Annotated in this window: 17 protein-coding genes and 2 pseudogenes; 6 read left to right on the top strand and 13 right to left on the bottom strand. The window is 72.9% G+C overall.

Annotated features, from left to right (window positions below):
- Positions 1–290: 290 nt before the first annotated feature.
- Complete coding sequence (locus AB0N17_RS08510) at positions 291–1,919, top strand: protein kinase (RefSeq protein ID WP_366010389.1); 1,629 nt, start codon at positions 291–293, stop codon at positions 1,917–1,919.
- A gap of 91 nt (positions 1,920–2,010) precedes the next feature.
- Here AB0N17_RS08510 and AB0N17_RS08505 read toward each other — a convergent pair whose 3' ends face one another.
- The gene (locus AB0N17_RS08505; RefSeq protein ID WP_366010388.1) at positions 2,011–2,553 is read right to left on the bottom strand and encodes a bacterial proteasome activator family protein; all 543 of its coding nucleotides are present in this window, start codon (positions 2,551–2,553) and stop codon (positions 2,011–2,013) included.
- A 173-nt stretch (positions 2,554–2,726) separates the two neighbouring features.
- On the opposite strand from AB0N17_RS08505, the gene AB0N17_RS08500 reads away from it, so the two are divergent.
- The gene (locus AB0N17_RS08500) at positions 2,727–3,416 is read left to right on the top strand and encodes a hypothetical protein (protein WP_366010387.1); all 690 of its coding nucleotides are present in this window, start codon (positions 2,727–2,729) and stop codon (positions 3,414–3,416) included.
- 746 nt (positions 3,417–4,162) lie between these two features.
- Here the strand turns inward: AB0N17_RS08500 and AB0N17_RS08495 are convergent.
- The 7 genes and pseudogenes from AB0N17_RS08495 to pdhA all read right to left on the bottom strand — a co-directional run bounded on the left by AB0N17_RS08495 (position 4,163) and on the right by pdhA (position 12,165).
- Positions 4,163–5,143 (bottom strand): NAD(P)H-quinone oxidoreductase, encoded by a 981-nt coding sequence (locus AB0N17_RS08495; RefSeq protein WP_366010386.1) that lies wholly within the window; start codon positions 5,141–5,143, stop codon positions 4,163–4,165.
- A gap of 29 nt (positions 5,144–5,172) precedes the next feature.
- Positions 5,173–6,270, bottom strand: a complete 1,098-nt coding sequence (locus AB0N17_RS08490) for a potassium channel family protein (protein ID WP_366010385.1) — start codon at positions 6,268–6,270, stop codon at positions 5,173–5,175.
- Positions 6,267–7,892, bottom strand: a pseudogene (locus AB0N17_RS08485) (molybdopterin-binding protein); the annotation flags it as partial. The gene AB0N17_RS08490 and the pseudogene AB0N17_RS08485, both read right to left, overlap by 4 nt.
- Before the next feature lie 170 nt (positions 7,893–8,062).
- A pseudogene (locus AB0N17_RS08480) lies at positions 8,063–8,473 on the bottom strand (molybdenum cofactor guanylyltransferase); the annotation flags it as partial.
- A gap of 154 nt (positions 8,474–8,627) precedes the next feature.
- The gene (locus AB0N17_RS08475; protein ID WP_366010384.1) at positions 8,628–10,019 is read right to left on the bottom strand and encodes a dihydrolipoamide acetyltransferase family protein; all 1,392 of its coding nucleotides are present in this window, start codon (positions 10,017–10,019) and stop codon (positions 8,628–8,630) included.
- Positions 10,019–11,023: an alpha-ketoacid dehydrogenase subunit beta gene (locus AB0N17_RS08470; protein ID WP_366010383.1), complete on the bottom strand. Its 1,005-nt coding sequence runs from the start codon at positions 11,021–11,023 to the stop codon at positions 10,019–10,021. Before AB0N17_RS08470 ends, AB0N17_RS08475 begins: the two co-directional genes overlap by 1 nt.
- Positions 11,020–12,165, bottom strand: a complete 1,146-nt coding sequence (gene pdhA / locus AB0N17_RS08465; protein ID WP_366010382.1) for a pyruvate dehydrogenase (acetyl-transferring) E1 component subunit alpha — start codon at positions 12,163–12,165, stop codon at positions 11,020–11,022. Before pdhA ends, AB0N17_RS08470 begins: the two co-directional genes overlap by 4 nt.
- Before the next feature lie 190 nt (positions 12,166–12,355).
- On the opposite strand from pdhA, the gene AB0N17_RS08460 reads away from it, so the two are divergent.
- Positions 12,356–12,841 (top strand): Lrp/AsnC family transcriptional regulator, encoded by a 486-nt coding sequence (locus AB0N17_RS08460; RefSeq protein ID WP_366010501.1) that lies wholly within the window; start codon positions 12,356–12,358, stop codon positions 12,839–12,841.
- Positions 12,842–12,883: 42 nt separating this feature from the next.
- Here the strand turns inward: AB0N17_RS08460 and AB0N17_RS08455 are convergent, their stop codons facing one another.
- Entirely contained in the window at positions 12,884–13,471 is a 588-nt protein-coding gene (locus tag AB0N17_RS08455; protein WP_366010381.1) for a TetR/AcrR family transcriptional regulator, read from the bottom strand.
- The gene (locus AB0N17_RS08450; protein WP_366010380.1) at positions 13,468–14,982 is read right to left on the bottom strand and encodes a 3-hydroxyacyl-CoA dehydrogenase; all 1,515 of its coding nucleotides are present in this window, start codon (positions 14,980–14,982) and stop codon (positions 13,468–13,470) included. The genes AB0N17_RS08455 and AB0N17_RS08450 overlap by 4 nt, the downstream gene beginning before the upstream one ends.
- A gap of 159 nt (positions 14,983–15,141) precedes the next feature.
- On the opposite strand from AB0N17_RS08450, the gene paaN reads away from it, so the two are divergent.
- The gene (paaN, locus tag AB0N17_RS08445; protein WP_366010379.1) at positions 15,142–16,833 is read left to right on the top strand and encodes a phenylacetic acid degradation protein PaaN; all 1,692 of its coding nucleotides are present in this window, start codon (positions 15,142–15,144) and stop codon (positions 16,831–16,833) included.
- Here paaN and AB0N17_RS08440 read toward each other — a convergent pair.
- Genes AB0N17_RS08440 through AB0N17_RS08430 form a run of 3 tightly spaced genes read right to left on the bottom strand, consistent with a single transcriptional unit; the run spans position 16,830 to position 19,683 of the window.
- Positions 16,830–17,588 (bottom strand): TrmH family RNA methyltransferase, encoded by a 759-nt coding sequence (locus tag AB0N17_RS08440; protein WP_366010378.1) that lies wholly within the window; start codon positions 17,586–17,588, stop codon positions 16,830–16,832. The genes paaN and AB0N17_RS08440 overlap by 4 nt on opposite strands.
- Positions 17,585–18,796 (bottom strand): HTTM domain-containing protein, encoded by a 1,212-nt coding sequence (locus tag AB0N17_RS08435; RefSeq protein ID WP_366010377.1) that lies wholly within the window; start codon positions 18,794–18,796, stop codon positions 17,585–17,587. Before AB0N17_RS08435 ends, AB0N17_RS08440 begins: the two co-directional genes overlap by 4 nt.
- Positions 18,793–19,683, bottom strand: a complete 891-nt coding sequence (locus AB0N17_RS08430) for a DUF5819 family protein (RefSeq protein WP_366010376.1) — start codon at positions 19,681–19,683, stop codon at positions 18,793–18,795. Before AB0N17_RS08430 ends, AB0N17_RS08435 begins: the two co-directional genes overlap by 4 nt.
- Before the next feature lie 451 nt (positions 19,684–20,134).
- Between AB0N17_RS08430 and paaA the strand changes: the two genes are divergently transcribed.
- Together paaA and paaB are read left to right on the top strand one after the other, a co-directional pair.
- Positions 20,135–21,175 carry a 1,2-phenylacetyl-CoA epoxidase subunit PaaA gene (gene paaA / locus AB0N17_RS08425; protein ID WP_366010375.1) on the top strand — a complete coding sequence of 347 codons (1,041 nt, stop codon included), beginning with the start codon at positions 20,135–20,137 and terminating at the stop codon, positions 21,173–21,175.
- On the top strand, positions 21,172–21,459 hold the full coding sequence (paaB, locus tag AB0N17_RS08420) for a 1,2-phenylacetyl-CoA epoxidase subunit PaaB (RefSeq protein ID WP_366010374.1): 288 nt from the start codon (positions 21,172–21,174) through the stop codon (positions 21,457–21,459). The genes paaA and paaB overlap by 4 nt, the downstream gene beginning before the upstream one ends.
- The last annotated feature ends 26 nt before the right edge of the window (positions 21,460–21,485 follow it).

The following is a 21,485-nucleotide window of genomic DNA, read 5'->3' as shown; positions in this document are numbered from 1 at the left end:
GTCGGCCACGCTACAGCCTTCGCGCGAGCCACCGGTCTGGAACCGGAACCGGGACCGGCCCAAGCCGGACCGGCCATGAAACCTGTAGCACGCGCTGTCGTGCAAATTCTGTGTGCCGGTCGTACGCCCCCTGTAACGCTTGCGCGACGCTTCCTGCGCGTACGGTCACGGAACGGGCACCGAGCTTGACGTGTCAGTGCCCTGGGGCAGACTTGGCCGGGAATGACACATTCGATCAAGGCCCGTGCGATGAGCGAAGCCGCCGGACGGCCAATGGGGGACGCGGAGAGATGAGCCAGGACGGCGCACACGGCCGGTACGCGGGGCAGGCTCTGGCCGGTGGCCGCTACCAGCTGCGCGACTTGCTCGGCGAGGGCGGCATGGCCTCGGTGCACCTGGCGTACGACGCCGTGCTCGACCGCCAGGTCGCGGTCAAGACGCTCCACACCGAGCTGGGCCGGGAACAGGCCTTCCGCGAGCGCTTCCGCCGCGAGGCCCAGGCCGTGGCCAAGCTCACGCACACCAACATCGTCTCCGTCTTCGACACGGGCGAGGACGCGCTGCAGGGCATGGCGACGCCGTACATCGTCATGGAGTACATCGAGGGCCGCCCGCTGGGCTCGGTCCTCGAGGAGGACATCCGGCAGTACGGCGCCATGCCCGCCGACAGGGCGCTGAAGGTCACCGCGGACGTGCTGGCCGCGCTGGAGATCAGCCACGAGATGGGGCTGGTGCACCGCGACATCAAGCCCGGCAACGTGATGATGACCAAGCGCGGCGTCGTCAAGGTCATGGACTTCGGCATCGCCCGCGCCATGCAGTCCGGCGTCACCTCGATGACCCAGACCGGCATGGTCGTCGGCACCCCGCAGTACCTCTCGCCCGAGCAGGCCCTCGGCCGTGGCGTGGACGCCCGCTCCGACCTGTACTCGGTCGGCATCATGCTGTTCCAGCTGGTCACCGGGCGGCTGCCGTTCGACGCGGACTCGCCGCTGGCGATCGCGTACGCGCACGTGCAGGAGGAGCCGGTGGCTCCCTCCTCGATCAACCGTTCCCTGCCGCCCGCGGTGGACGCGCTGGTCGCCCGCGCGCTGAAGAAGAACCCGAACGAGCGTTTCCCGACCGCCGAGTCCATGCGCGACGAGTGCCTGCGCGTCGCCGCCTCCCTCCAGGCGGCCGCGCCGAGCATCGTGCCGGGCGCCGGGCCGGTGCAGAGCGGCTCGGGCGTCGGCTCGGCGGTGTTCCCGCCGGTCGGCCAGACCCCCCAGACACCCCCCGGCCCGGTGCAGACGCCGTACCAGCCGGGTGCGTACGGCGCACAGGCGCCCGCGCCGTCGTACGGCTACCCGCAGCAGGGCGGCTACCAGACGCCGCCTCCGCTGGGCTACGGCCCGCAGGCCGCCGCCACTCCGCCGCCGTACACGGTCTCGCCCCAGGCGGGCCCGCAGTCCGGCGGCACCGGGTCGGGCTCCGGCAAGGGCAACAAGCCGGTGATCATCGGCTCGGTGGCGGTGTCGCTGGTCGCGGTCATCGCCCTGATCGTGGCGCTGGTGCTGAACAACGGCAGCAGCGACGACAAGACCGGCGGCGGCGCGAGCGCCTCGTCGTCCGGCTCCCAGGCGGTGGGCTACCGCGGGCCGGACCCCACGCGGCGGATCGACAAGAGCAAGTGCACCGATCCGCTGGAGTCCTCCGAGGACGCCGACAAGATCGTGCTGCCCGACTTCCGGTACAAGGACATCAACTCCGTGAAGGCCTGCTTCCAGGCCGCCCACTGGGAGTGGGACATCAAGCACGAGGACGAGAACACCTGGGGCAAGGACACCGTGGTGGACCAGTTCCCCTCGGCGGGCACGGACGTCGACCCCAAGGGCATGGGCAAGATCGAGCTGAGCGTGTCGACGGGCAACCCGTCCTGAGGACGGAGCCACCCCACGGTAATGAGGGAGCCCGGCACTTGCGTGCCGGGCTCTTCGCGTCACAGGCGGCTCGTCGCAGGGACGTGACCCGTCACAGATAGGGCCCGCCCGAGCGCCCGCCGGCCTGGTGGTCGTCACCGCCTTCGTGACCGCTCAGCCCCGGCGGAAGCGCGCGGCGCATCTGCTCCAGCTGGGCCCGCGCGGCCATCTGCTGGGCGAACAGCGTCGTCTGGATGCCGTGGAAGAGGCCCTCCAGCCAGCCCACCAACTGTGCCTGCGCGATGCGCAGTTCCGCATCACTGGGGGTCGCCTCGTCGGTGAACGGCAACGACAGCCGCTCCAGCTCCTCGACCAGCTCCGGCGCCAGGCCGTCCTCCAGCTCCTTCACCGAGCTGGCATGGATCTCCTTCAGCCGGACCCGGCTGGCCTCGTCCAAGGGAGCAACGCGCACCTCCTCCAGGAGCTGCTTGATCATGCTGCCGATCCGCATGACCTTGGCAGGCTGCTCCACCTGCTCCGTCACCGGAATCTCGCGGGAGTCGTGGTCCCCGCCACCGCCGAGCGCCATCCCGTCCTGGCCCACGACGAGAATCTGCGGGTTCTCCGGCGACCGTTCGTTTCTCGGCATCTCCATGCCGCCATTCTCTCGCACGTGTACACCTCATCACCGTCGTGCCCCCTCGAAGGGCTGATCCACCCTTTAGACCCAACGGCCCAATCCGGAATGCCCTGTTTGCCATTGAATGTGAGGCTGGATCCCGTCGGTTTTCCGCCACCCATCCGTCGTCACTCCGGGAGGTCACCGACGTGACTCCATGGCTGCGACTCACGCTCCGCTGGGTACGGCTGCTGCTCGCCCTCGCGGCGGCGCTGCCCGCCTACGGCACCGCCACCGCGTACGCGACCACTGCCCACGCCGCCGGGCAGAGCACCGCTCCCCCCTCCATGGGCGGACATCCGGCCGCCGAGGGCCCCGGGCATCCCGTGCCGCCCGGCCACGAGCACCGGCCGCCCTCCGCCCCGGCGGGCGAGGACGGAGGCCGGAGCACTCCCGCCGCCCCGTCGGCCGCGCCCATGCCCTCCGACTCGGCGTCCGCCTCGTACTCACCGGCGGTGCCCGCGGCCGTCCTGGAGCCGACCCGGGCCGGCAGCAGGGCCGGTGAGGGCCGGATGCGGCCGGGGCGGCCGGACGGGCCGATGAGCGAGGTGGAGGGGGACGACGACCGCACGGACAGCGGTGACGGCGCGCCCACCACCTCCGCCGCCCAGCCGGAGGAGCCGGAGACCACGAACCTGCCGACCGGCAGGCCGACAGCCTCCGAGGCCGAACTGGACCCCGCCGGTCAGCCCCGGGAGCCCGCCGCCCAGGCCGCGGCCCGGCAGAGCGAGGACGCCTCGGAGCCGACCCTGCAGATCCTCCCGCTGGGCACCGGCCTGGTCCTCATCGGCCTGGGCCTGGGCCTGGCGTTCCTGAGCCTGAAACTCCGCAAAAGCTGACCGCATCTGCGGGGGTGGCTGCCGGGCCGCAGGGCTGTCGGGCTGTCGGGCCGCGAGGCCGCCGGGCTGTCAGGCTGTCGGGCTGTCGGGCCGCGAGGCCGCCGGGCTGTCAGGCTGTCAGGCTGTCGGGCTGTCGGGCTGTCGGGCCGCGAGGCCGCCGGGCTGTCAGGTTGTCGGGCCGCGAGGCCGCAGGGGTGTCAGGCTGTCGGGCCGCCAGGCCGCAAGACCGCAAGACCGCCAGGCCGCCGTACCGCTCGGGCGACGCCCACCTGCCGACGGCCTCCGTACCCCCGCGCGCCTACAGCCCGCTGTACCGCCCGGGTGGCCCACCTGCCGACGGCCTTCGTACCCCCGCCCAACCCGGGCGGCCGTACCGCTCGGGTGGCCGACCCGGGGAGCGGCCATCGTGCCCCGCACGACCGCGCCCCGCCGTACCGCTCAGTGACACCCACCCGGGAAGCGGCCATCGCGCCCCCGCACAACCGAGGGCAGGCGGACCGCCGGGGCGATGCCCGCCCCCGAGCGGCAGGCACACGCCGTGACGAGGGCCGCCGTGCCGCTCGGGTGGCCTCGCCCCGAGCGGGCACAGAGGCCGTAGCCGCGGGCAGTCGTGTCGCTGGGGCGGCGCGGGTGGGCGCAGTGGCGGTCTGCCGGCGCCGACAGGCGTGGCCCGCTCCGCCCAGCCGCAACGCCGGGCACCGTCGGCACCGGTCGCCGGTCGGGCCCGTACCGCCGAGGCCACCGGGCTACGGCGCCACCAGCAGCACCTTCCCCATGTGCCCGCTGGCCTCCACCACTCGATGGCCCTCGGCCGCCTCCGGCATCGGCAGTTCCCGGTCCACTACGGGCCGCACATGCCCGCCGCCGAGCAGCGGCCACACATGCTCCCGCACCGCGGCCACGATCGCCGCCTTCTCGCTCAGCGGCCGCGCCCGCAGCGAGGTCGCGCTGATCGCCGCCCGCTTGCCGAGCAGCGTGCCGATGTTCAGCTCCCCCTTGACCCCGCCCTGCATGCCGATGATGGCGAGCCGCCCGCTGACCGCGAGGGCCTGGACATTGCGGTCCAGGTACTTCGCCCCCATGTTGTCGAGGATGACATCGGCCCCCGCGCCGCCGGTCGCCTGCTTGACCTCGGCGACGAAGTCCTGCTCGCGGTAGTTGATCAGGATGTCCGCGCCCAGCTCGGCGCAGTACTCCAGCTTCTCCTTCGTCCCCGCGGTCACCGCGACCTTCGCACCGACGGACTTGGCCAGCTGGATCGCCATGGTGCCGATCCCACTGGAACCACCGTGCACCAGCAACGTCTCCCCGGGCCGCAGGTGGGAGATCATGAACACGTTGGACCAGACCGTGCAGACCACCTCGGGCAGCGCCGCCGCCCGCTTCAGCCCGACCCCCTCGGGTACGGGCAGCAACTGCCCGGCCGGCACGACGACCTTCTCGGCGTACCCGCCGCCCGCGAGCAGCGCGCACACCTCGTCGCCGACGGCCCAGCCGGACACCCCGGCCCCGAGCGCGGCGATCCGGCCGGAGCACTCCAGACCGGGGTAGGGGGAGGCGCCGGGCGGCGGGGTGTAGAAGCCCTGTCGTTGCAGGATGTCGGCACGGTTGACGGCGCTGGCCACCACCTCGACCAGCACCTCGCCCTCGCCGGGCACCGGATCGGGGACCTCCGTCCACACCAGTGCCTCGGGACCACCAGGTTCGGGAATCGTGATCGCATGCATGCTCGTGACGCTACTCCCCGACAGGCCCGTCATTCGTGCGGCAGAGGCCGGGTGTCCGGGGTTATCCGGGCGCCGGGAGTGACGCGGACGATCGTGATCAGCCGGTCCGTCAGCTGGAGATCGCCGATGGACGGATCGTCGTAACCGAGGACCCGGTGCCCCCTGACGACGCTCACCACGAGGTCGTCCGTCTCGCGCGGCTTCCTGCCCACCTCGGCCCGCACCACGGGGCGTTCAACGATGTCCAGTCCGCTGCCCTGGTGGATCAGATCCTCCATGACCATGCCGGCGGCAGGGCTGAGCACGGAGAGGCCGAGCAGCCGCCCGGCCGCGCTGGCGCTGGTGATGACGGCGTCGGCGCCGGACTGCCTGAGCAGCGGGGCGTTCTCCTCCTCGCGCACGGCGGCCACGATCTTCGCGCTCCTGTTGAGCTGGCGGGCGGTCAGCGTGACGAGGACGGCGGTGTCGTCGCGCTGCGGGGCGATGATGATCTGCCGGGCCCGGTGCACCTCGGCCCGCTTGAGCACCTCGCTGCGGGTGGCGTCACCCATGACGCCCGCGAAGCCCTCGGCGGTCGCCGCGTCGATCACCTTGGCGCTGGGATCGACGACCACCACCTGCTCCTTCCTCAGTCCCGTCGCGCACACGGTCTGCACGGCCGACCGTCCCTTCGTGCCGAAGCCGATGACGACGGTGTGCTCGCGCAAGGCGGACCTCCAGCGGTTCAGGCGCCATTCCTCCCGGGTGCGCTCGGTGAGCACCTCGAGCGTGGTGCCGACCAGGATGATCAGGAAGAGCACGCGCAGGGGTGTGACGACGAAGATGTTGGTGAGCCGGGCACTGTCGCTGACCGGGGTGATGTCGCCGTATCCGGTGGTGGAGAGGGTGACGGTCGCGTAGTAGAACGCGTCGAGCAGATCGACGGAGCTGTCGGAGTTGTCCTGGTAGCCGTCGCGGTCCGCGTAGACGACGAGCGCGGTGGCGACCAGCACCAGCAGGGCCATGAGCAGCCGTTTGACGACCTGGCGGATCGGGCGCTCCACCACTTTCCTCGGGAGTTTCACCCGTTGGGTCACCAGATGTTCGCCCGCCTGGCGGGCGATGGCGTCATGGCCCGGAAGTTTCACGTGAAACACACCCCGATTCCGGCGGTCGCCCAGGGCAGGTCCAGCAGCTCCGCCTCCGTGCCCTGCCGGGCTCCGCCGGGCGGTACGACGGCCAGGGCGTCGGCGGCGGCGACACCGCGCAGCATGGCCGGGCCGTTGTAGTGCAGCGGCACGGCATGGTCGCCCCGCAGCACCACGGGTACGAGCCGGGTGTCGTACGGGTGCCCGTGCACCGCTTCCTTCAGCGCCAGGGTGTACGGCTCCGGGGCCGGGCGGGCGGCGAGGGTGCGCAGCAGCGGCTCGGCGAGCGTGAGCAGGCCGGAGACGGCCGCCAGGGGATTGCCGGGCAGGCCGACCAGGTGCTGGTCGTCCTTGGTGCGGGCGAGCAGCATGGGGTGGCCGGGGCGCACCTTGACTCCGTCGACGAGAAGCTCGGCGCCGACGCGTTCCAGGGTGGGATGGACGTGGTCGACGGGCCCGGCGGCGGTGCCGCCCGTGGTGACGATCAGGTCGGCGGTGGAACCGGTGACCGCCTTGCGCAGGGCCTTGGCGTCGTCGCCGATCCGCCGCACCGCCGTCACCTCGGCCCCGAGCGCGCGCAGCCAGGGCGGCAGCATGGGGCCGAGCGCGTCCCGGATCAGCCCGTCGTGCGGCTGCCCCTCGGTCAGCAACTCGTCGCCGAGGACGAACACGTCGACTCGCGGGCGGGGTACGGCGGTCAGGGTGTCGTACCCGGCCGCCGCGGCCAGGCCGAGGACGGCGGGGGTGACGAGGGTGCCGACGGGCAGCAGCTGGTCGCCGTTGCGGCACTCCTGGCCGCGCGGGCGGATGTCCTGCCCGTGGTCCATCTCGCGGGTGGCGTGGAGCCGGCCCTGGGCGTCCGTGCGGCCGTGTTCGCTGCGCAGGACCGCCGTGGTGTCGACGGGGATGCGAGCCCCGGTCGCGATGCGGACGGCCTCGCCGTCGGTGAGCGGCTCGGGCTGTGCGTGCCCGGCGAGCACGCCCGCGTCCCGTACCTCCCAGGGGCCGGGCCCGGCGACCGCCCAGCCGTCCATCGCCGAGGTGTCGAAGGAGGGCAGGTCGGTGAGTGCGTCCAGGGGAGCGGCGAGGACCAGCCCGAGGGCGTCCTGGAGCGACATGGAGACGGGGGCGCGGCGGGCACCCGACCGTGCGGCGCGAGCGGCGATCTCGCGGGCCTGGGGCCAGGGGGTGGCCCGGTGCCGCTCGCTGTGCGCTTCAGGCGCCGGAGCGGGCACCTGGCCCGCGTTGCCGTCCTTCGCTTCCCTCACGAGGGCCAGGGCCTCCTCGACATCGAGGTCGTCGGTGTCCCCGGCGGGCGTCCCGGCGCGGGTTCCCGGGGCGGTCATCCGGCGTCCGGGGCGCTCGGGCCCCCGCTCTTCGCTTCCGTGCCCCCGTCGCTCTCTTCCTCCCAGCGCAGCGCGAGCGCGGCGGCCTTGCGGGCGGCCTCGGCGACGGCCTCGGGGCCGCCCTTGCCCTGCGCGGCGGCGTAGCCGACGAGGAAGGTGGTCAGCGGGGCGGCGGGCCGGGCCACGCCGTGCGCGGCGTCCCGGGCCAGGTCGAGCAGGACGTCGGTGTCGACGTCCAGGTCGATGCCCAGCTCGTCCTTGACTGCGGAGATCCATTCATCCAACACGTGCCCATGCTCCCTGATGCGTGCCCTGGCGTTGACGATGTCGTCCCAGGTGTCGCAGTCGAAGGACGCGAGCGGGTCCGGGACGCGGGTGAGGTGGAGGGCACCGGTCAGCCGGCGCAGGGGCAGTCCGGTCAGTCCGCCGGGCCCGGCGGCGAGGGCGGCCAGCTCGCGGCGGAGCACGGCGGTGCGGTACGCGGCGACGAGCGGCTGATCGCGGCCGCCGCCGTCGGTGAGCAGCGCACCGTCGGCACCGGTGGTGCGCAGGGCGGCCAACAGGCGATGGAGCGTGAGCGGTTCGAGGAAGGGCAGGTCTGCGGAGAGGACCACGGCGTGCTCGGCCGTGGTGAGGCGCAGGCCCGCGTCCAGGGCGGCGACCGGTCCGCCGCCGGGCGGCTCCTCGCGCGCCCAGCGCACCGGCCGGATGGTGGGCCGTCGGCCGGCCACGACGACGGTCGTACGGGCGCCGGCGCACGCGGTGAGCACCCGGTCGAGCAGCGCACGGCCCCCGACCCGGACTCCGGGCTTGTCGGCCCCGCCGAGCCGCCGTGCGGCACCGCCGGCCAGGACCACGGCGTCGTACGGCACGGCGGGTGCGGACTCGGCGGTGGCGTTGTCGGTCACTCCCCGAGTATGCGTGCCGGGCTGATCACAGGGAACCGACGGAGCGGGGCGCGCTCCGCAGGGAACGCCTGGGCGAGCCGTTCCCTGCGTCCGCCCCCTTGGGTCACAGTGTGCGCAGGAGCACCGCCGGCTGTTCCACGCAGTCCGCCACGTACCGCAGGAAGCCGCCCGCCGTGCCGCCGTCGCACACCCGGTGGTCGAAGGTGAACGAGAGCTGCACGACCTGGCGCACGGCCAGCTCGCCCTCGTGCACCCAGGGCTTGGGGACGATGCGGCCGACACCGAGCATGGCCGCCTCGGGGTGGTTGATGATCGGGGTGGAGCCGTCGACGCCGAAGACTCCGTAGTTGTTCAACGTGAAGGTGCCCCCGGTGAGTTCCCCGGGCGTCAGCGTCCCGGTGCGGGCGGCCTCGGTGAGCCGGGCGAACTCGGCGGTCAGCGACTCGGCGTCGCGCGCGTGGGCGTCCCGGACGACGGGCACGACCAGTCCGCGTTCGGTCTGCGCGGCGAATCCGAGGTGGACGTGGTCGAGCTGGACGACCTCGCGGGCGTCGGTGTCGACGTACGAGTTCAGCTCGGGGAACCGGGCGAGGGCGGCCGTGCAGATGCGGGCGAGCAGCGCGAGCAGGGAGATCTTCGTGCTGCCGCCGGCGTTCATGGCGGTCCGCGCGCGCATGAGTTCGGTGGCGTCGGCGTCGACCCAGCAGGTGGCGTCCGGGATCTCCCGGCGGCTGCGGGAGAGCTTGTCGGCGACGGCTCCGCGCACGCCCTTGAGGGGAGTGCGCACACCGCCCCCGGCGGGCGCCGGCACGGCTGTCCGCACGACCGGCTCCGCAGTCTCGCGGGCAGGCGCGGCCTTGGCCCGCAGGGCGCCCTCGACGTCGGCGCGCAGAATCAGTCCCTCGGGGCCCGAGCCCGCCAGCTGCCGCAGGTCGAGGCCGCCTTCACGGGCGAGCCTGCGCACCAGCGGGGAGATGACCGGGACCGGGCCGTCGGCGAGCGCGGAGACGGGGACGGAGGCGGGAGCCGACACCGGGGCGGGCCCGGGGACGGCGTGCCTCGTCCGACCGCCGGCGGCGACCTGAGCGGCCTGACCGTTGGCGGCGGCCTGGCCGTTGCCGGCGGCCTGGCCGTTGGCGGCGGCCCTGTCCGCCACCGACCGCACCCGGCGGCGTCGCGCCGGCGCTTCGGAGGTGCCGTATCCGACCAGCACGTTGCCCGATCCCCCGGTCTCCTCCTGGGGGGCAGCCGGTCCCACCGCGACCGTCAACAGCGGTGCGCCGACCGGCAGTTCCGTGCCCTCCTCGCCGAAGCGGGCGGTGACCACGCCGCCGTAGGGGCACGGGACCTCGACCATCGCCTTGGCCGTCTCGACCTCGACGACCGGCTGGTCGACGGCGACGACGTCACCGACCTGGACCAGCCAGCGGACGATCTCCGCCTCGGTCAGCCCTTCGCCGAGGTCGGGAAGTTTGAACTCCAGCACCTGTGCCATCAGCCCTCGGCCTCCCACTGCAGCCGGGCCACGGCGTCCAGGATGCGGTCGACGCCGGGCAGGTGGTGCCGCTCCAGCATGGGCGGCGGGTAGGGAAGGTCGAAGCCGGCCACGCGCAGCACCGGCGCCTCCAGGTGGTGGAAGCAGCGCTCGGTGATCCGGGCCGCGATCTCACCGCCCGGGCCGCCGAACCCGGTGGACTCGTGCACGACGACCGCGCGTCCGGTGCGGCGGACGGCCGCGCAGACCGTCTCGTCGTCGAACGGCACCAGGGAGCGCAGGTCGACCACTTCCAGGTCCCAGCCCTCGGCCTTGGCGGCCTCGGCGGCCTCCAGACAGACCGGCAGGGACGGCCCGTAGGTGATGAGGGTGGCGCCGCGGCCCGGCCGGCGCACGACCGCGCGGCCGATGGGCTCCACGTCCGTGGGCTGCTCGGGGTTCCAGGAGTCCTTGGACCAGTACAGCCGCTTGGGCTCCAGGAAGACGACGGGGTCGTCGGACGCGATGGCCCGGCGCAGCAGGCCGTAGGCGTCGGCGACGGTCGCCGGGGTGACGACGTGCAGGCCCGGGGTGGCCATGTAGTAGGCCTCGGAGGAGTCGCTGTGGTGCTCGACGCCGCCGATGCCGCCGCCGTAGGGGACGCGGACGGTGATGGGCAGGGGCATCCTTCCGCGGGTGCGGTTGCGCATCCGGGAGACATGGCTGATCAGCTGCTCGAACGCCGGGTAGGCGAAGGCGTCGAACTGCATCTCCACCACGGGGCGCAGACCGTACATCGCCATGCCGACGGCGGCGCCGAGGATGCCGGCCTCGGCGAGCGGGGTGTCGGTGCAGCGGTCCTCGCCGAACTCCTTGGCGAGGCCGTCGGTGACCCGGAAGACCCCGCCGAGCGTGCCGACGTCCTCGCCCATGACGTGCACGGTGGGGTCGGCGGCCATCGCGTCACGCATCGCGCGCGTGAGGGCCTGCGCCATCGTGGCGGGCTTGACGGCGACGGTGGTCATCGGTGACCGCCTTCCTGGTGCTCGTCCTCGGCCGCCAGCTCGGCCAGCAACAGGGCGCGCTGCTCACACAGTTGCGCGGTGGTCTCGGCGTAGACGTGGTCGAAGAGGTCCATGGGGTTCAGTTCGGGGTCGCGGTTCATACGCTCCCTCAGGTCCGCCGCCATCGCCTCGGCGTCCTCGCGCGCGGCCTCGATGCCGGCCTCGTCGAGGAGCCCGCGCGCGGTGAGTTCGCGTTCCAGCAGCCGCACCGGGTCGTGTGCGCGCCAGGCCTCGACCTCGGCGTCGCCGCGGTAGCGGGTGGCGTCGTCGGCGTTGGTGTGGGCGTCGATGCGGTACGTCACGGCCTCCACCAGGGTCGGGCCGCCGCCCGCGCGGGCGTGCCGTACGGCGTCGCTGAGGACCTCGTGGACGGCCGCGGCGTCGTTGCCGTCGACGAGCCGGCCCGGCATGCCGTAGCCGACGGCCTTGTGGGCCAGGGAGGGCGCGGCGGTCTGCTTGGCGAGCGGGACGGAGATGGCGAAGCCGTTGTTCTGCACGAGGAAGACGACCGGTGCCTGCCAGACGGCGGCGAAGTTCAGCGCCTCGTGGAAGTCGCCCTCGCTGGTGCCGCCGTCGCCGACCATGGCGAGCGCGACCACGTCGTCGCCCTTGAGGCGGGCGGCGTGGGCGAGGCCGACGGCGTGCGGGAGCTGAGTGGCCAGCGGGGTGGACAGGGGGGCCACGCGGTGGGCGTGGGGGTCGTAGCCGCTGTGCCAGTCGCCGCGCAGCAGGGTGAGGGTCTCGACGGGGTCCACGCCCCGGGCGACCGCGGCGAGCGTGTCGCGGTAGCTGGGGAAGAGCCAGTCGCGCTCTTCCAGGGCCAGGGCGGCGGCGACCTCGCAGGCCTCCTGGCCGGTGCTGGAGGGGTAGACGGCGAGGCGGCCCTGCTTGGTGAGCGCCGTGGCCTGCGTGTTGTAGCGACGGCCACGCACCAGCTGGGCGTAGAGCCGGCGCAGCAGGTCCGGGTCGGCCTTGGCGGCCGCCTCGGTGCCGAGGACGCGGTGGGGCTCGGCGTCGGGCAGCAGCGGCGCGGGGTCCATACGGGGCTGCCAGGCGGGCGGCGGCGATGGCCGGTACGCGCCCCGCTGCTCCAGAACCGTCATGACGGCACCTCCTCGTGGGAGCGGCTACGGGAGGCGCGTCGGCTGTGAGGCGCCTCACCTACCGATTGTTCGGTCGTCGGCACATTTTGGCTACAGGCACCTACAGGCTGTGGACAAACGGTTCTCCACAGCCTGGAATGAACGCAGGACGTCCACGGCGAGGAAGCGGGGGGACATGGCAGCTGAACAAATGGCCGACGGACCGCAGGACCGCGCCGCCCTGCCGCCGCCCCACCCACTGGACGCCATCGACCAGGACATCCTGCGCATCCTCCAGGCGGACGGCCGTGCCTCGATACGGTCCGTCGCCGAACGCGTCCACGTCTCGCGCGCGAACGCCTACGCCCGCATCAACCGGTTGGTCGAGGACGGGGTGATCCGGGGGTTCAGCGCGCGCGTGGACCACGAGCGGGCGGGTCACGGCACGTCGGCGTACATCACCCTGAAGATCGTCCAGAACACCTGGCGCACGGTTCGCGAGCAGCTCAGACAGCTGCCGGGGGCCTCGCACATCTCCCTCGTGGGCGGCGACTTCGACGTGCTGCTGCTGGTGCACACCCCGGACAACCGGGCGCTGCGCGAGCTGGTGCTGACCCGGCTCCAGGCGATCCCGGAGGTGCTCAGCACGCGCACGCTGCTGGTGTTCGAGGAGGAGGACCTGGAGCCGGAGGCCTGAGCCGGGGCCTTAGACGTGCCGGCCACGGCTCCGGCCGAGGTTTCAGGCCTGCCGGAGTCCCGTGAAGACCAGTCGTGCGACCGCGTCGGCCACCTCGCGTTCGCCGGCGCCCCGCGGATCCGGCCGGTACCACTCCACGATCGAGTTGATCATTCCGAAGACCAGCCGGGTGGCGAGCCGGACCTCCACGTCGCCGCGTACGTCCCCGTCGGCGGCGGCCGCCTTCAGCAGTTCGGCGACCCGGTGGTCGAAGTCGCGGCGCCGCTCCAGCGCCCACCGCTCGGTCGCCGTGTTGCCGCGTACGCGCAGCAGCAGCGTCACGTACGGCAGTTCGGTTATCAGCACCTCGACCATGCGCCGTACGACGTGCTCCAGCCGGTCGACGGACCGGCCCACGCGTGCGTGCTCCTCGTCGAGGATGGCGAACAGCCCGTCCAGGGCGCGGCTGACGGCCCGGCGCAGCAGTTCCTCCTTGCCGCTGACGTGGTGGTAGATCGACGACTTGGAGATGCCGGCCGCCTTGGAAAGGTGCTCCATGGAGGTGCCGTCGTAGCCACGCTCGTTGAAGACCCGGACGGCGACAGAGAGCAGCGTCTCCGGGGTGTACGTGTCGCGCTTGGCGGTGGTCATGGGGTGCCCTCCCGCTGGTCGGTGGCGTAGGCGTTGCGGTAGAGCGCGAGGGAGGGCGCGTAGCGTCCGGAGGGGTCGCGCCGGTGCATCTCGTCCAGGACGTCGAAGGCGAAGCCGCCGCCGAGCCGGCGGTCCCATTCGAAGGGCCCGAGCGGGTAGTTGACGCCGAGGCGCATGGCCGTGTCGACGTCCTCCTCGGTGGCCACGCCCTTGGCGACGGCGTCATGGGCGAGGTCGACGATCCGGGCGACCGTGCGGGCGACGATCATGCCGGGGACGTCACCGATGACGCTGACCCGCTTGCCGAGCGCCTGGAACAGCCCGACGGCCTCGGCGAGGGTCTGCGGCGAGACGTCCTGGGAGGCGGACAGGGCGACACGGGTGGCCGCGCGGTAGTCGAGGGCGAGGTCGAAGTGGACGACGTCGCTGAACTCCACGGAGGTCGTGCCGTCCGCGAGACCCAGCACGCCCCCGCTCGGCAGCATGAGGTGCGTGCCGCCGTCCTCCTCCTGCTCGCGGACCTCGATGCCCGCCTCGCGGATCAGGGTGAGCAGGCCGGCCGCGGGCCCGAGATCGCCCTCGGCGACGACGTAGGCGGGCGGCTGCTCCTTGTCGGCGGTGTGCGGCTCGGGCCGCTCGGCGCCCTCGGCGTGGTCGTACCAGCCGTGGCCGCTCTTGCGGCCGAGCCGGCCCGACTCCACCAGGCGGCGCTGGGCCAGGGACGGGGTGAAGCGCACGTCCTGGAAGAAGGACTGCCAGACGGAGTGGGTGACGGACTCGTTGACGTCCTGCCCGATCAGGTCGGTCAGCTCGAAGGCGCCCATCCTGAAGCCGCCGCACTCGCGCAGGACGGCGTCGATGGTGGCCGGGTCGGCGGCCTGGGCCTCGTACACGGCGAACGCCTCGGCGTAGAAGGGCCGGGCGATGCGGTTGACGATGAAGCCGGGGGTGTCCGCGCAGGCCACCGGGGTCTTGCCCCAGGCGCGGGCGATCTCGTACGCGCGCGTGGCCGACGCGACGTCGGTGGCGAATCCCGAGACGACCTCGACCAGCGGCAGCAGCGGCGCGGGGTTGAAGAAGTGCAGGCCGAGGAAGCGGCCCGGCCGGCGCAGGGCACCGCCGATGGCCGTCACCGACAGGGACGAGGTGTTGGTCGCGAGCAGGCAGTCCTCGGCGACGGTCTCCTCCAGCTCGCGGAAGAGCTGCTGCTTGACGTCCAGCCGCTCCAGGACGGCCTCCACGACCAGCGCGCAGTCCGCCAGCTCCGCGAGGCCGTCCACGGGCGTCAGGCGGGCGCGGGCCGCGTCCCGGCCGGCGGCGGTGAGCCAGCCCTTGTCCACCAGCCTGTCGAGGCGGGCGCCGATCGCTTCGGCCGCGTCCCGGGCCCGCCCGGCGACGGTGTCGTAGAGCCGCACGGGGTGGCCGGCGACCAGCGCGACCTGGGCGATGCCCTGGCCCATGGTGCCGGTGCCGACGACGGCCACGGGGCTGCTGGGGTCGAGTGCTGTCATGTGCGCGATCCTCCCGCACGGGGTTTTCCACAGATGCGGCAGGCCCCCTTGTCCCGACCGATCGTTCGGTTACTCTAGCCCTGACCGCCCCATCCCGCTTCCCTTTCCGCCAGGCCGCGAACTCGACGACGAGTTCTCCTAACGAGGAGTTGGTCCCGCATGGCCGCCGAACTGACCGCCCACGAGCTGATCGCGAAGCACCGGCCCACCCTCGACCAGACCCTGGAAGCGATCCGCACGCGCGCGTACTGGTCCCCGCACCCCGAGCACCCCAAGGCGTACGGCGAGAACGGCAGCCTGGACGCGGCGGCGGGCAAGGCCGCCTTCGACGCCCTGCTGGGCACCCGCCTCGACCTCGGCCAGCCCGGCACGGACGACTGGGTGGGCGGCGAGGTCTCGCCGTACGGCATCGACCTGGACGTCAGCTACCCGCACGCGGACCTCGACGTGCTGCTGCCGGCGATGAAGGCCGGGCAGCGTGCCTGGCGGGACGCGGGCGCGGAGCTGCGGGCCGTGGTCTGCCTGGAGATCCTCAAGCGGATCAGCGACCGGACCCACGAGTTCGCCCACGCGGTCATGCACACCAGTGGCCAGGCGTTCATGATGGCGTTCCAGGCGGGCGGCCCGCACGCCCAGGACCGCGGCCTGGAGGCCGTGGCGTACGCGTACGTGGAGCAGGTCCGCACGCCGGAGACCGCGGAGTGGACCAAGCCGCAGGGCAAGCGCGACCCGCTGGCGCTGACCAAGAACTTCACGCCGGTCCCGCGCGGCATCGGCCTGGTCATCGGCTGCAACACCTTCCCGACCTGGAACGGCTACCCGGGCCTGTTCGCCTCCCTGGCCACCGGCAACGCGGTCCTGGTCAAGCCCCACCCGCGCGCGGTGCTGCCGCTGGCGCTGACCGTGCAGGTCGCCCGGGACGTGCTCGCCGCGGCGGGCTTCGACCCGAACCTGGTGACGCTGGCCGCCGAGCGCCCCGGCGAGGGCATCGCCAAGACGCTCGCCACCCGCCCCGAGATCCGGATCATCGACTACACGGGTTCGACGTCCTTCGGCGACTGGCTGGAGGCCAACGCCCGTCAGGCGCAGGTCTACACGGAGAAGGCCGGCGTCAACACGGTGATCGTGGAGTCGACGGACACGTACAAGGGCATGCTGTCCAACCTGGCGTTCTCGCTGTCCCTGTACAGCGGCCAGATGTGCACCACCCCGCAGAACCTGCTCATCCCCCGGGACGGCATCCGCACCGACGAGGGCCCGAAGACCTTCGACGAGGTGACCGCGGACCTCGCCCGCGCGGTCGACGGCCTGCTCGGTGACGACGCGCGCGCGAACGCCCTGCTGGGCGCGATCGTCAACCCGGACGTCAAGGCCCGCCTGGAGGCCGCGGCCGGCCTCGGCGAGGTCGCCCTCGCCTCCCGCGAGATCACCAACCCGGAGTTCCCGGGCGCGGTGGTCCGCACCCCCGTCCTGGTCAAGCTGGACGGCGCCAAGCCGGACGACGAGGCCGCCTACATGAGCGAGTGCTTCGGCCCCGTCTCCTTCGCCGTCGCCGTCGACTCGGTGACCGACGCGGTGGAGCTGCTGCGCCGCACGGTCCGCGAGAAGGGCGCGATGACGGTCGGCGCCTACACCACCGACCCCGAGGTCGAGGAGGCCGTCGAGGAGGTCTGCCTGGAGGAGGCGGCCCAGCTGTCGCTCAACCTGACCGGCGGGGTGTACGTGAACCAGACGGCGGCCTTCTCCGACTTCCACGGCTCGGGCGGCAACCCGGCGGCGAACGCCGCGCTGTGCGACGGCGCCTTCGTGGCCAACCGCTTCCGCGTGGTCGAGGTGCGCCGGGAGGCCTAGGAGGCCGTGGATGCGCCCCCGGTCGCGCTCCAGTGGTACAGCGTCATCGCCACGCTGGTGGCGAGGTTGTAGCTGGAGACCTGGGGGCGCATCGGCAGCGCCAGCAGATGGTCGGCACACGCGCGCAGCCCGGCCGACAGCCCGCTGCGCTCCGAGCCGAATGCGAGCACGGCGTCGTCGGGCAGCTTCGTGCCCCGGATGTCCTCGCCCTCCGGGTCGAGCGCGAACAGCGGCCCGGCGGGCAGCTCGTCGACGCCGAGCCGCTCCACGGCGGTCGCGAAGTGCAGGCCCGCGCCGCCGCGCACCACGGTGGGGTGCCAGGGGTCGAGCGTGCCCGTGGTGACCACCCCGGTCGCCCCGAAGCCGGCGGCCAGCCGGATCACGGCACCGGCGTTGCCCAGGTTGCGCGGGTCGTCCAGGACCACGACGGGCGCGGTGCGCGGGGTGCGGGCGAGTGTGCGCAGGTTGGCCTCGCGGGACGGCCGTACGGCGAGCGCGGCCACCCCGGTCGGGTGGGGCCGCGGCACCAGTGAGGCGTACGTCTGCTCGGGCACCTCGGTGATCAGCGCGTCGAGCCTGTCCCGTACGTCGCCCGCCAGCTCCTCGGCGAGGGCGAGAGCGGCCCGCCGGTCCGTGGCGACGGCCACCAGCACCTCCGCGCCGAACCGCAGCGCGTGCTTGAGGGCGTGGAAACCGTCGAGCAGCACGGCGGCGGTACCGGCGTGCTCGCGCCAGCGGATCAGCGGGTCGGTCATGCCGTGAACCCTACGTGGCCCGGCGTGGTCTCCTCCGAGGTGCGCGGCGGGGGCACGGTGGCGTCGTCGCGCCGGACGAACCGCCCACGCGCGCGTGCCGCCAGGTCACCCAGCCTGCGCAGGAAGGACGTCGGCAGGAAGACCGCGTCCGCGGTGATCATCGCCAGCGAGAAGAACGGCAGGCCGAGGACGACCGCGATCACGGCGTGCTCGAGCATCATCAGCACCAGCAGGACGTTCTTGACCCGCCGGTTGAACAGGGTGAACGGGAAGGCCACCTGCACCATGACCGTCCCGTAGGCCACCGCCATCATGATCGTGCCGCTGGCGGACATCAGGTCGGCGAGCCCGGGCCAGGGCGAGAAGTAGTCCAGGTGGAGCGGGTAGTAGACGGCGGTGCCGTCCTGCCAGCGCGACCCCTGGATCTTGTACCAGCCCGCCGTCGCGTAGATCAGGCAGGCCTCCGCCATGATCACGAAGAGGGCGCCGTTGTGCAGGACGTTGGCGACGACGTCCAGCAGGATCCGCGGCTCCTGCGACCTCGCCGGGCGGCCGACGGCCCACCACAGCCCGAGACCCGCCCAGGCCGTCCACAGCAGCGCGGGGATCAGCCAGCCGTTGTCGAACCGTCCGGTGGCCGTCACCAGGACGAGCGCCAGACCGGACACCGCCCACAGGACCGGCCCCACCCGGTCGGCGGGAACCCGCTCCCCACGCGCGCGTGCCGTCTCCAGACGGGCCGCCCGCCGCGCGTCCAGGGACCACACCTGCCCGCACCGGGTGAACACGAGGTAGAAGGACATCAGGTGCAGCACGTTGTCGCCGCCGTCGCCCAGGAAGACGCTGCGGTTCTGCAGCGACAGCACACCCACCATGAACAGCACGGACGCCGTCCGGGAGCGCCAGCCGAGCAGCAGGGCCGCGCTGGCGAGGACCGCCAGCGTGTAGAAGCACTCGAACCACAGCTGCCCGTCGGACCAGAGCAGGGCCGTGAAGGCGTGGTTGTCGCTGGTCAGCTCCTTGGCGAGGTTCCAGCCCCAGGGGCCGGCCGGCCCGTACAGCTCCTGGCGGTGGGGGAACTCGCGCAGCAGGAACAGCAGCCAGGTCCCGGCGAACCCGATCCGGATCACGGCGCTCTGGTACGGCCCGAGGGCCGTTGCGGTGACGCGGGCGATCGCGTGCGAGAGGGTCAGGGAGAAGCGGTTCACCGCACACCTCCGGCGGCCTCGTCGGCGGGCACCGGCCACCAGGGCAGCACGCGGTACACCGGCTTGTCGGGCACCCGCTCACGGCTCCACTTCGGCGGCTGCACGTTGGTGGTGCTGGAGCGGACCTGCACCCGCTGGACGACGCCGGCCCGGCTGGTCGGGTCGGTCCGGTCCAGCCGCATGACGACGATCCTGCGCACGTACTGCTCGGAGAGGGCGCCGCGCATGCCCACGGGACGGTTGTCGGGGGTGTGCGTGGCGACGAGGAAGTCCCAGGCCCGGCGCAGCTCGTTCTGCTGGGTGTGGCTGGGCACCAGGTTGCCGTCGATGGCGGCGCCGTCCTGGGCGGACAGATCGGTCCAGCCGGTGGTGCGCACGGTGCCGTCCTTCATCCGCACCTCGGCCCGCACCTGCACGGCGATGTTCTGCTGCAACGGGTTCGGGGCGAACAGCTTCCAGTTCTGCTCGAACTCCGGGTACACCCATTCCTCGACCGCCTTGCCGTGCTGCTTCGACACGGTGTTCGCGGGCGCGAGGCTGAGGAACACCATCAGCAGATGCACACAGGCGGCGACACCGACGACGGCGAGCGCCAGCGCCGCGCCGACCTGGTACCGGGGGGAGAGGGCGGCGACGCCGGTACGGGGGGCCACGGAGCCTTCGCCGGCCGGCGGGTCCGCGGGGGCCGGGGAGCCGGCCTCGGGAGCCCCGCCGGAGCGGGAGCCGCCCCGGGCTTCGCCCCCGGAGTCGTTCCGGGAGTCGTTCCGGGAGTCGTTCCGGGAGGCCTCCGGGGAGCCCTCGCCGGGCGGCGGCTGGTCCGGGAGACGCGTCCCGGTCGACCCGTTCGGCCCGGGTGGGGCCCCCGAGTCCTCGTCGTACGCGTCCATTCGGCCCCGTCCCCCGTTTCGCCTAGGTCGTTCGTTCAGTGGTCCGGTTCGGTCACCGGTCAGTCACCGGTTCACTCGTCCGGCTCCATGGTCGGCGTCCGTCTCGGGCGCCCCACCGTTCGCGTGCGCCACTGCTCGGCGCTCGCACGGAACGGTACTCAGCCCGGGCCGCCGGGCGCAGCCCCGGGTACGGACCCGTGACCGTGGTTCTCGCCACGGGCCGCGGCACGGCCGGGCTCCCGACCACCGCACCGCCACGCCCGGGTGACGCAGCGCCCCGGCCCCGGCGTCGGGCCCGTATCCGGCTCCCCGCGCGTTGTCCACAGGCCCGCCCGCGGAGTTTTCCACAGCGGTTGACACCTTCCGGCGGCCCGGCACACCATGGACTGCACACGGACCGAACGATCGGTCGGGACAGTGTTCACGGAGAGCCCGAGGTCAGGGGGACCGCATGGCCACAGCAGCCGCGCAGCGCACGGCCCGCACCGAAGCGGACGGCGCGCCGGACACCACCGGCGCCACGGCGGAGTACCAGCGCGCCTTCGACGCGGCCGTGGCCGCCGACGAGCGGATCGAACCGCGCGACTGGATGCCGGACGCCTATCGCGCGACGCTGGTCCGGCAGATCGCCCAGCACGCGCACTCCGAGATCATCGGCATGCAGCCGGAGGCCAACTGGATCACCCGTGCGCCCTCGCTGCGCCGCAAGGCGATCCTGATGGCCAAGGTCCAGGACGAGGCCGGCCACGGCCTGTACCTGTACAGCGCGGCCGAGACCCTCGGCACCGGTCGCGACGAGCTGCTCGACAAGCTGCACAGCGGCCGCCAGAAGTACTCCTCGATCTTCAACTACCCGACCCTGACCTGGGCCGACGTCGGCGCGATCGGCTGGCTGGTGGACGGCGCCGCGATCACCAACCAGGTCCCGCTGTGCCGTTGCTCCTACGGCCCGTACGCGCGTGCCATGGTGCGGATCTGCAAGGAGGAGTCCTTCCACCAGCGCCAGGGCTACGAGCTGCTGCTGGCCCTCAGCAAGGGCACCCCGGAGCAGCACGCGATGGCGCAGGACGCGGTGAACCGCTGGTGGTGGCCGTCGCTGATGATGTTCGGCCCGCCCGACGACGAGTCCCAGCACTCCGCGCAGTCCATGGACTGGAAGATCAAGCGCCACTCCAACGACGAGCTGCGCCAGCGCTTCGTCGACATCTGCGTCCCCCAGGCCGAGTCCCTGGGCCTCACCCTCCCCGACCCGGAGCTGCGGTGGAACGAGGAGCGGGGACAGCACGACTTCGGTGCGATCGACTGGACGGAGTTCTGGGAGGTCCTCAAGGGCAACGGCCCGTGCAACGAACAGCGGATCACCCAGCGCAGGCGCGCCCACGACGAGGGCGCGTGGGTGCGGGAAGCGGCCGCTGCCTACGCGGCCAAGCACACCGGCGGCACGGACGGCGCCGGTGCGGCAGGACACGAGACAGGAGCAGCGCGAGCATGAGCACCCCCGACTGGCCCCTGTGGGAGGTCTTCGTGCGCTCCCGGCGCGGCCTCTCCCACACCCACGCCGGCAGCCTGCACGCCCCGGACGCGGAGCTGGCCCTGCGCAACGCCCGTGACCTGTACACCCGGCGCGGCGAGGGCGTCTCGATCTGGGTCGTCCCGGCCGCCGCGATCACCGCGTCCTCACCCGACGAGAAGGACCCGTTCTTCGAGCCGGCCGCCGACAAGCCCTACCGGCACCCGACGTTCTACGAGATCCCGGAAGGGGTGAAGCACCTGTGACCGTGACCGGCCCCGCCACCGTCCCG

This window comes from Streptomyces sp. NPDC051133, from assembly GCF_040682635.1.
Classification (GTDB): Bacteria; Actinomycetota; Actinomycetes; order Streptomycetales; family Streptomycetaceae; genus Streptomyces.
This window is presented reverse-complemented; position numbering and strand designations above follow the sequence as displayed.

Excerpts from the sequence above, each read along its gene's own strand:
- AB0N17_RS08510 (WP_366010389.1), top strand. The coding sequence starts at position 291 with ATGAGCCAGGACGGCGCACACGGCCGGTACGCGGGGCAGGCTCTGGCC.
- AB0N17_RS08505 (WP_366010388.1), bottom strand. The coding sequence starts at position 2,553 with ATGGAGATGCCGAGAAACGAACGGTCGCCGGAGAACCCGCAGATTCTC.
- AB0N17_RS08495 (WP_366010386.1), bottom strand. The coding sequence starts at position 5,143 with ATGCATGCGATCACGATTCCCGAACCTGGTGGTCCCGAGGCACTGGTG.
- AB0N17_RS08475 (WP_366010384.1), bottom strand. The coding sequence starts at position 10,019 with ATGGCACAGGTGCTGGAGTTCAAACTTCCCGACCTCGGCGAAGGGCTG.
- AB0N17_RS08470 (WP_366010383.1), bottom strand. The coding sequence starts at position 11,023 with ATGACCACCGTCGCCGTCAAGCCCGCCACGATGGCGCAGGCCCTCACG.
- pdhA (WP_366010382.1), bottom strand. The coding sequence starts at position 12,165 with ATGACGGTTCTGGAGCAGCGGGGCGCGTACCGGCCATCGCCGCCGCCC.
- AB0N17_RS08460 (WP_366010501.1), top strand. The coding sequence starts at position 12,356 with ATGGCCGACGGACCGCAGGACCGCGCCGCCCTGCCGCCGCCCCACCCA.
- AB0N17_RS08455 (WP_366010381.1), bottom strand. The coding sequence starts at position 13,471 with ATGACCACCGCCAAGCGCGACACGTACACCCCGGAGACGCTGCTCTCT.
- AB0N17_RS08450 (WP_366010380.1), bottom strand. The coding sequence starts at position 14,982 with ATGACAGCACTCGACCCCAGCAGCCCCGTGGCCGTCGTCGGCACCGGC.
- paaN (WP_366010379.1), top strand. The coding sequence starts at position 15,142 with ATGGCCGCCGAACTGACCGCCCACGAGCTGATCGCGAAGCACCGGCCC.
- AB0N17_RS08440 (WP_366010378.1), bottom strand. The coding sequence starts at position 17,588 with ATGACCGACCCGCTGATCCGCTGGCGCGAGCACGCCGGTACCGCCGCC.
- AB0N17_RS08430 (WP_366010376.1), bottom strand. The coding sequence starts at position 19,683 with ATGGACGCGTACGACGAGGACTCGGGGGCCCCACCCGGGCCGAACGGG.
- paaA (WP_366010375.1), top strand. The coding sequence starts at position 20,135 with ATGGCCACAGCAGCCGCGCAGCGCACGGCCCGCACCGAAGCGGACGGC.
- paaB (WP_366010374.1), top strand. The coding sequence starts at position 21,172 with ATGAGCACCCCCGACTGGCCCCTGTGGGAGGTCTTCGTGCGCTCCCGG.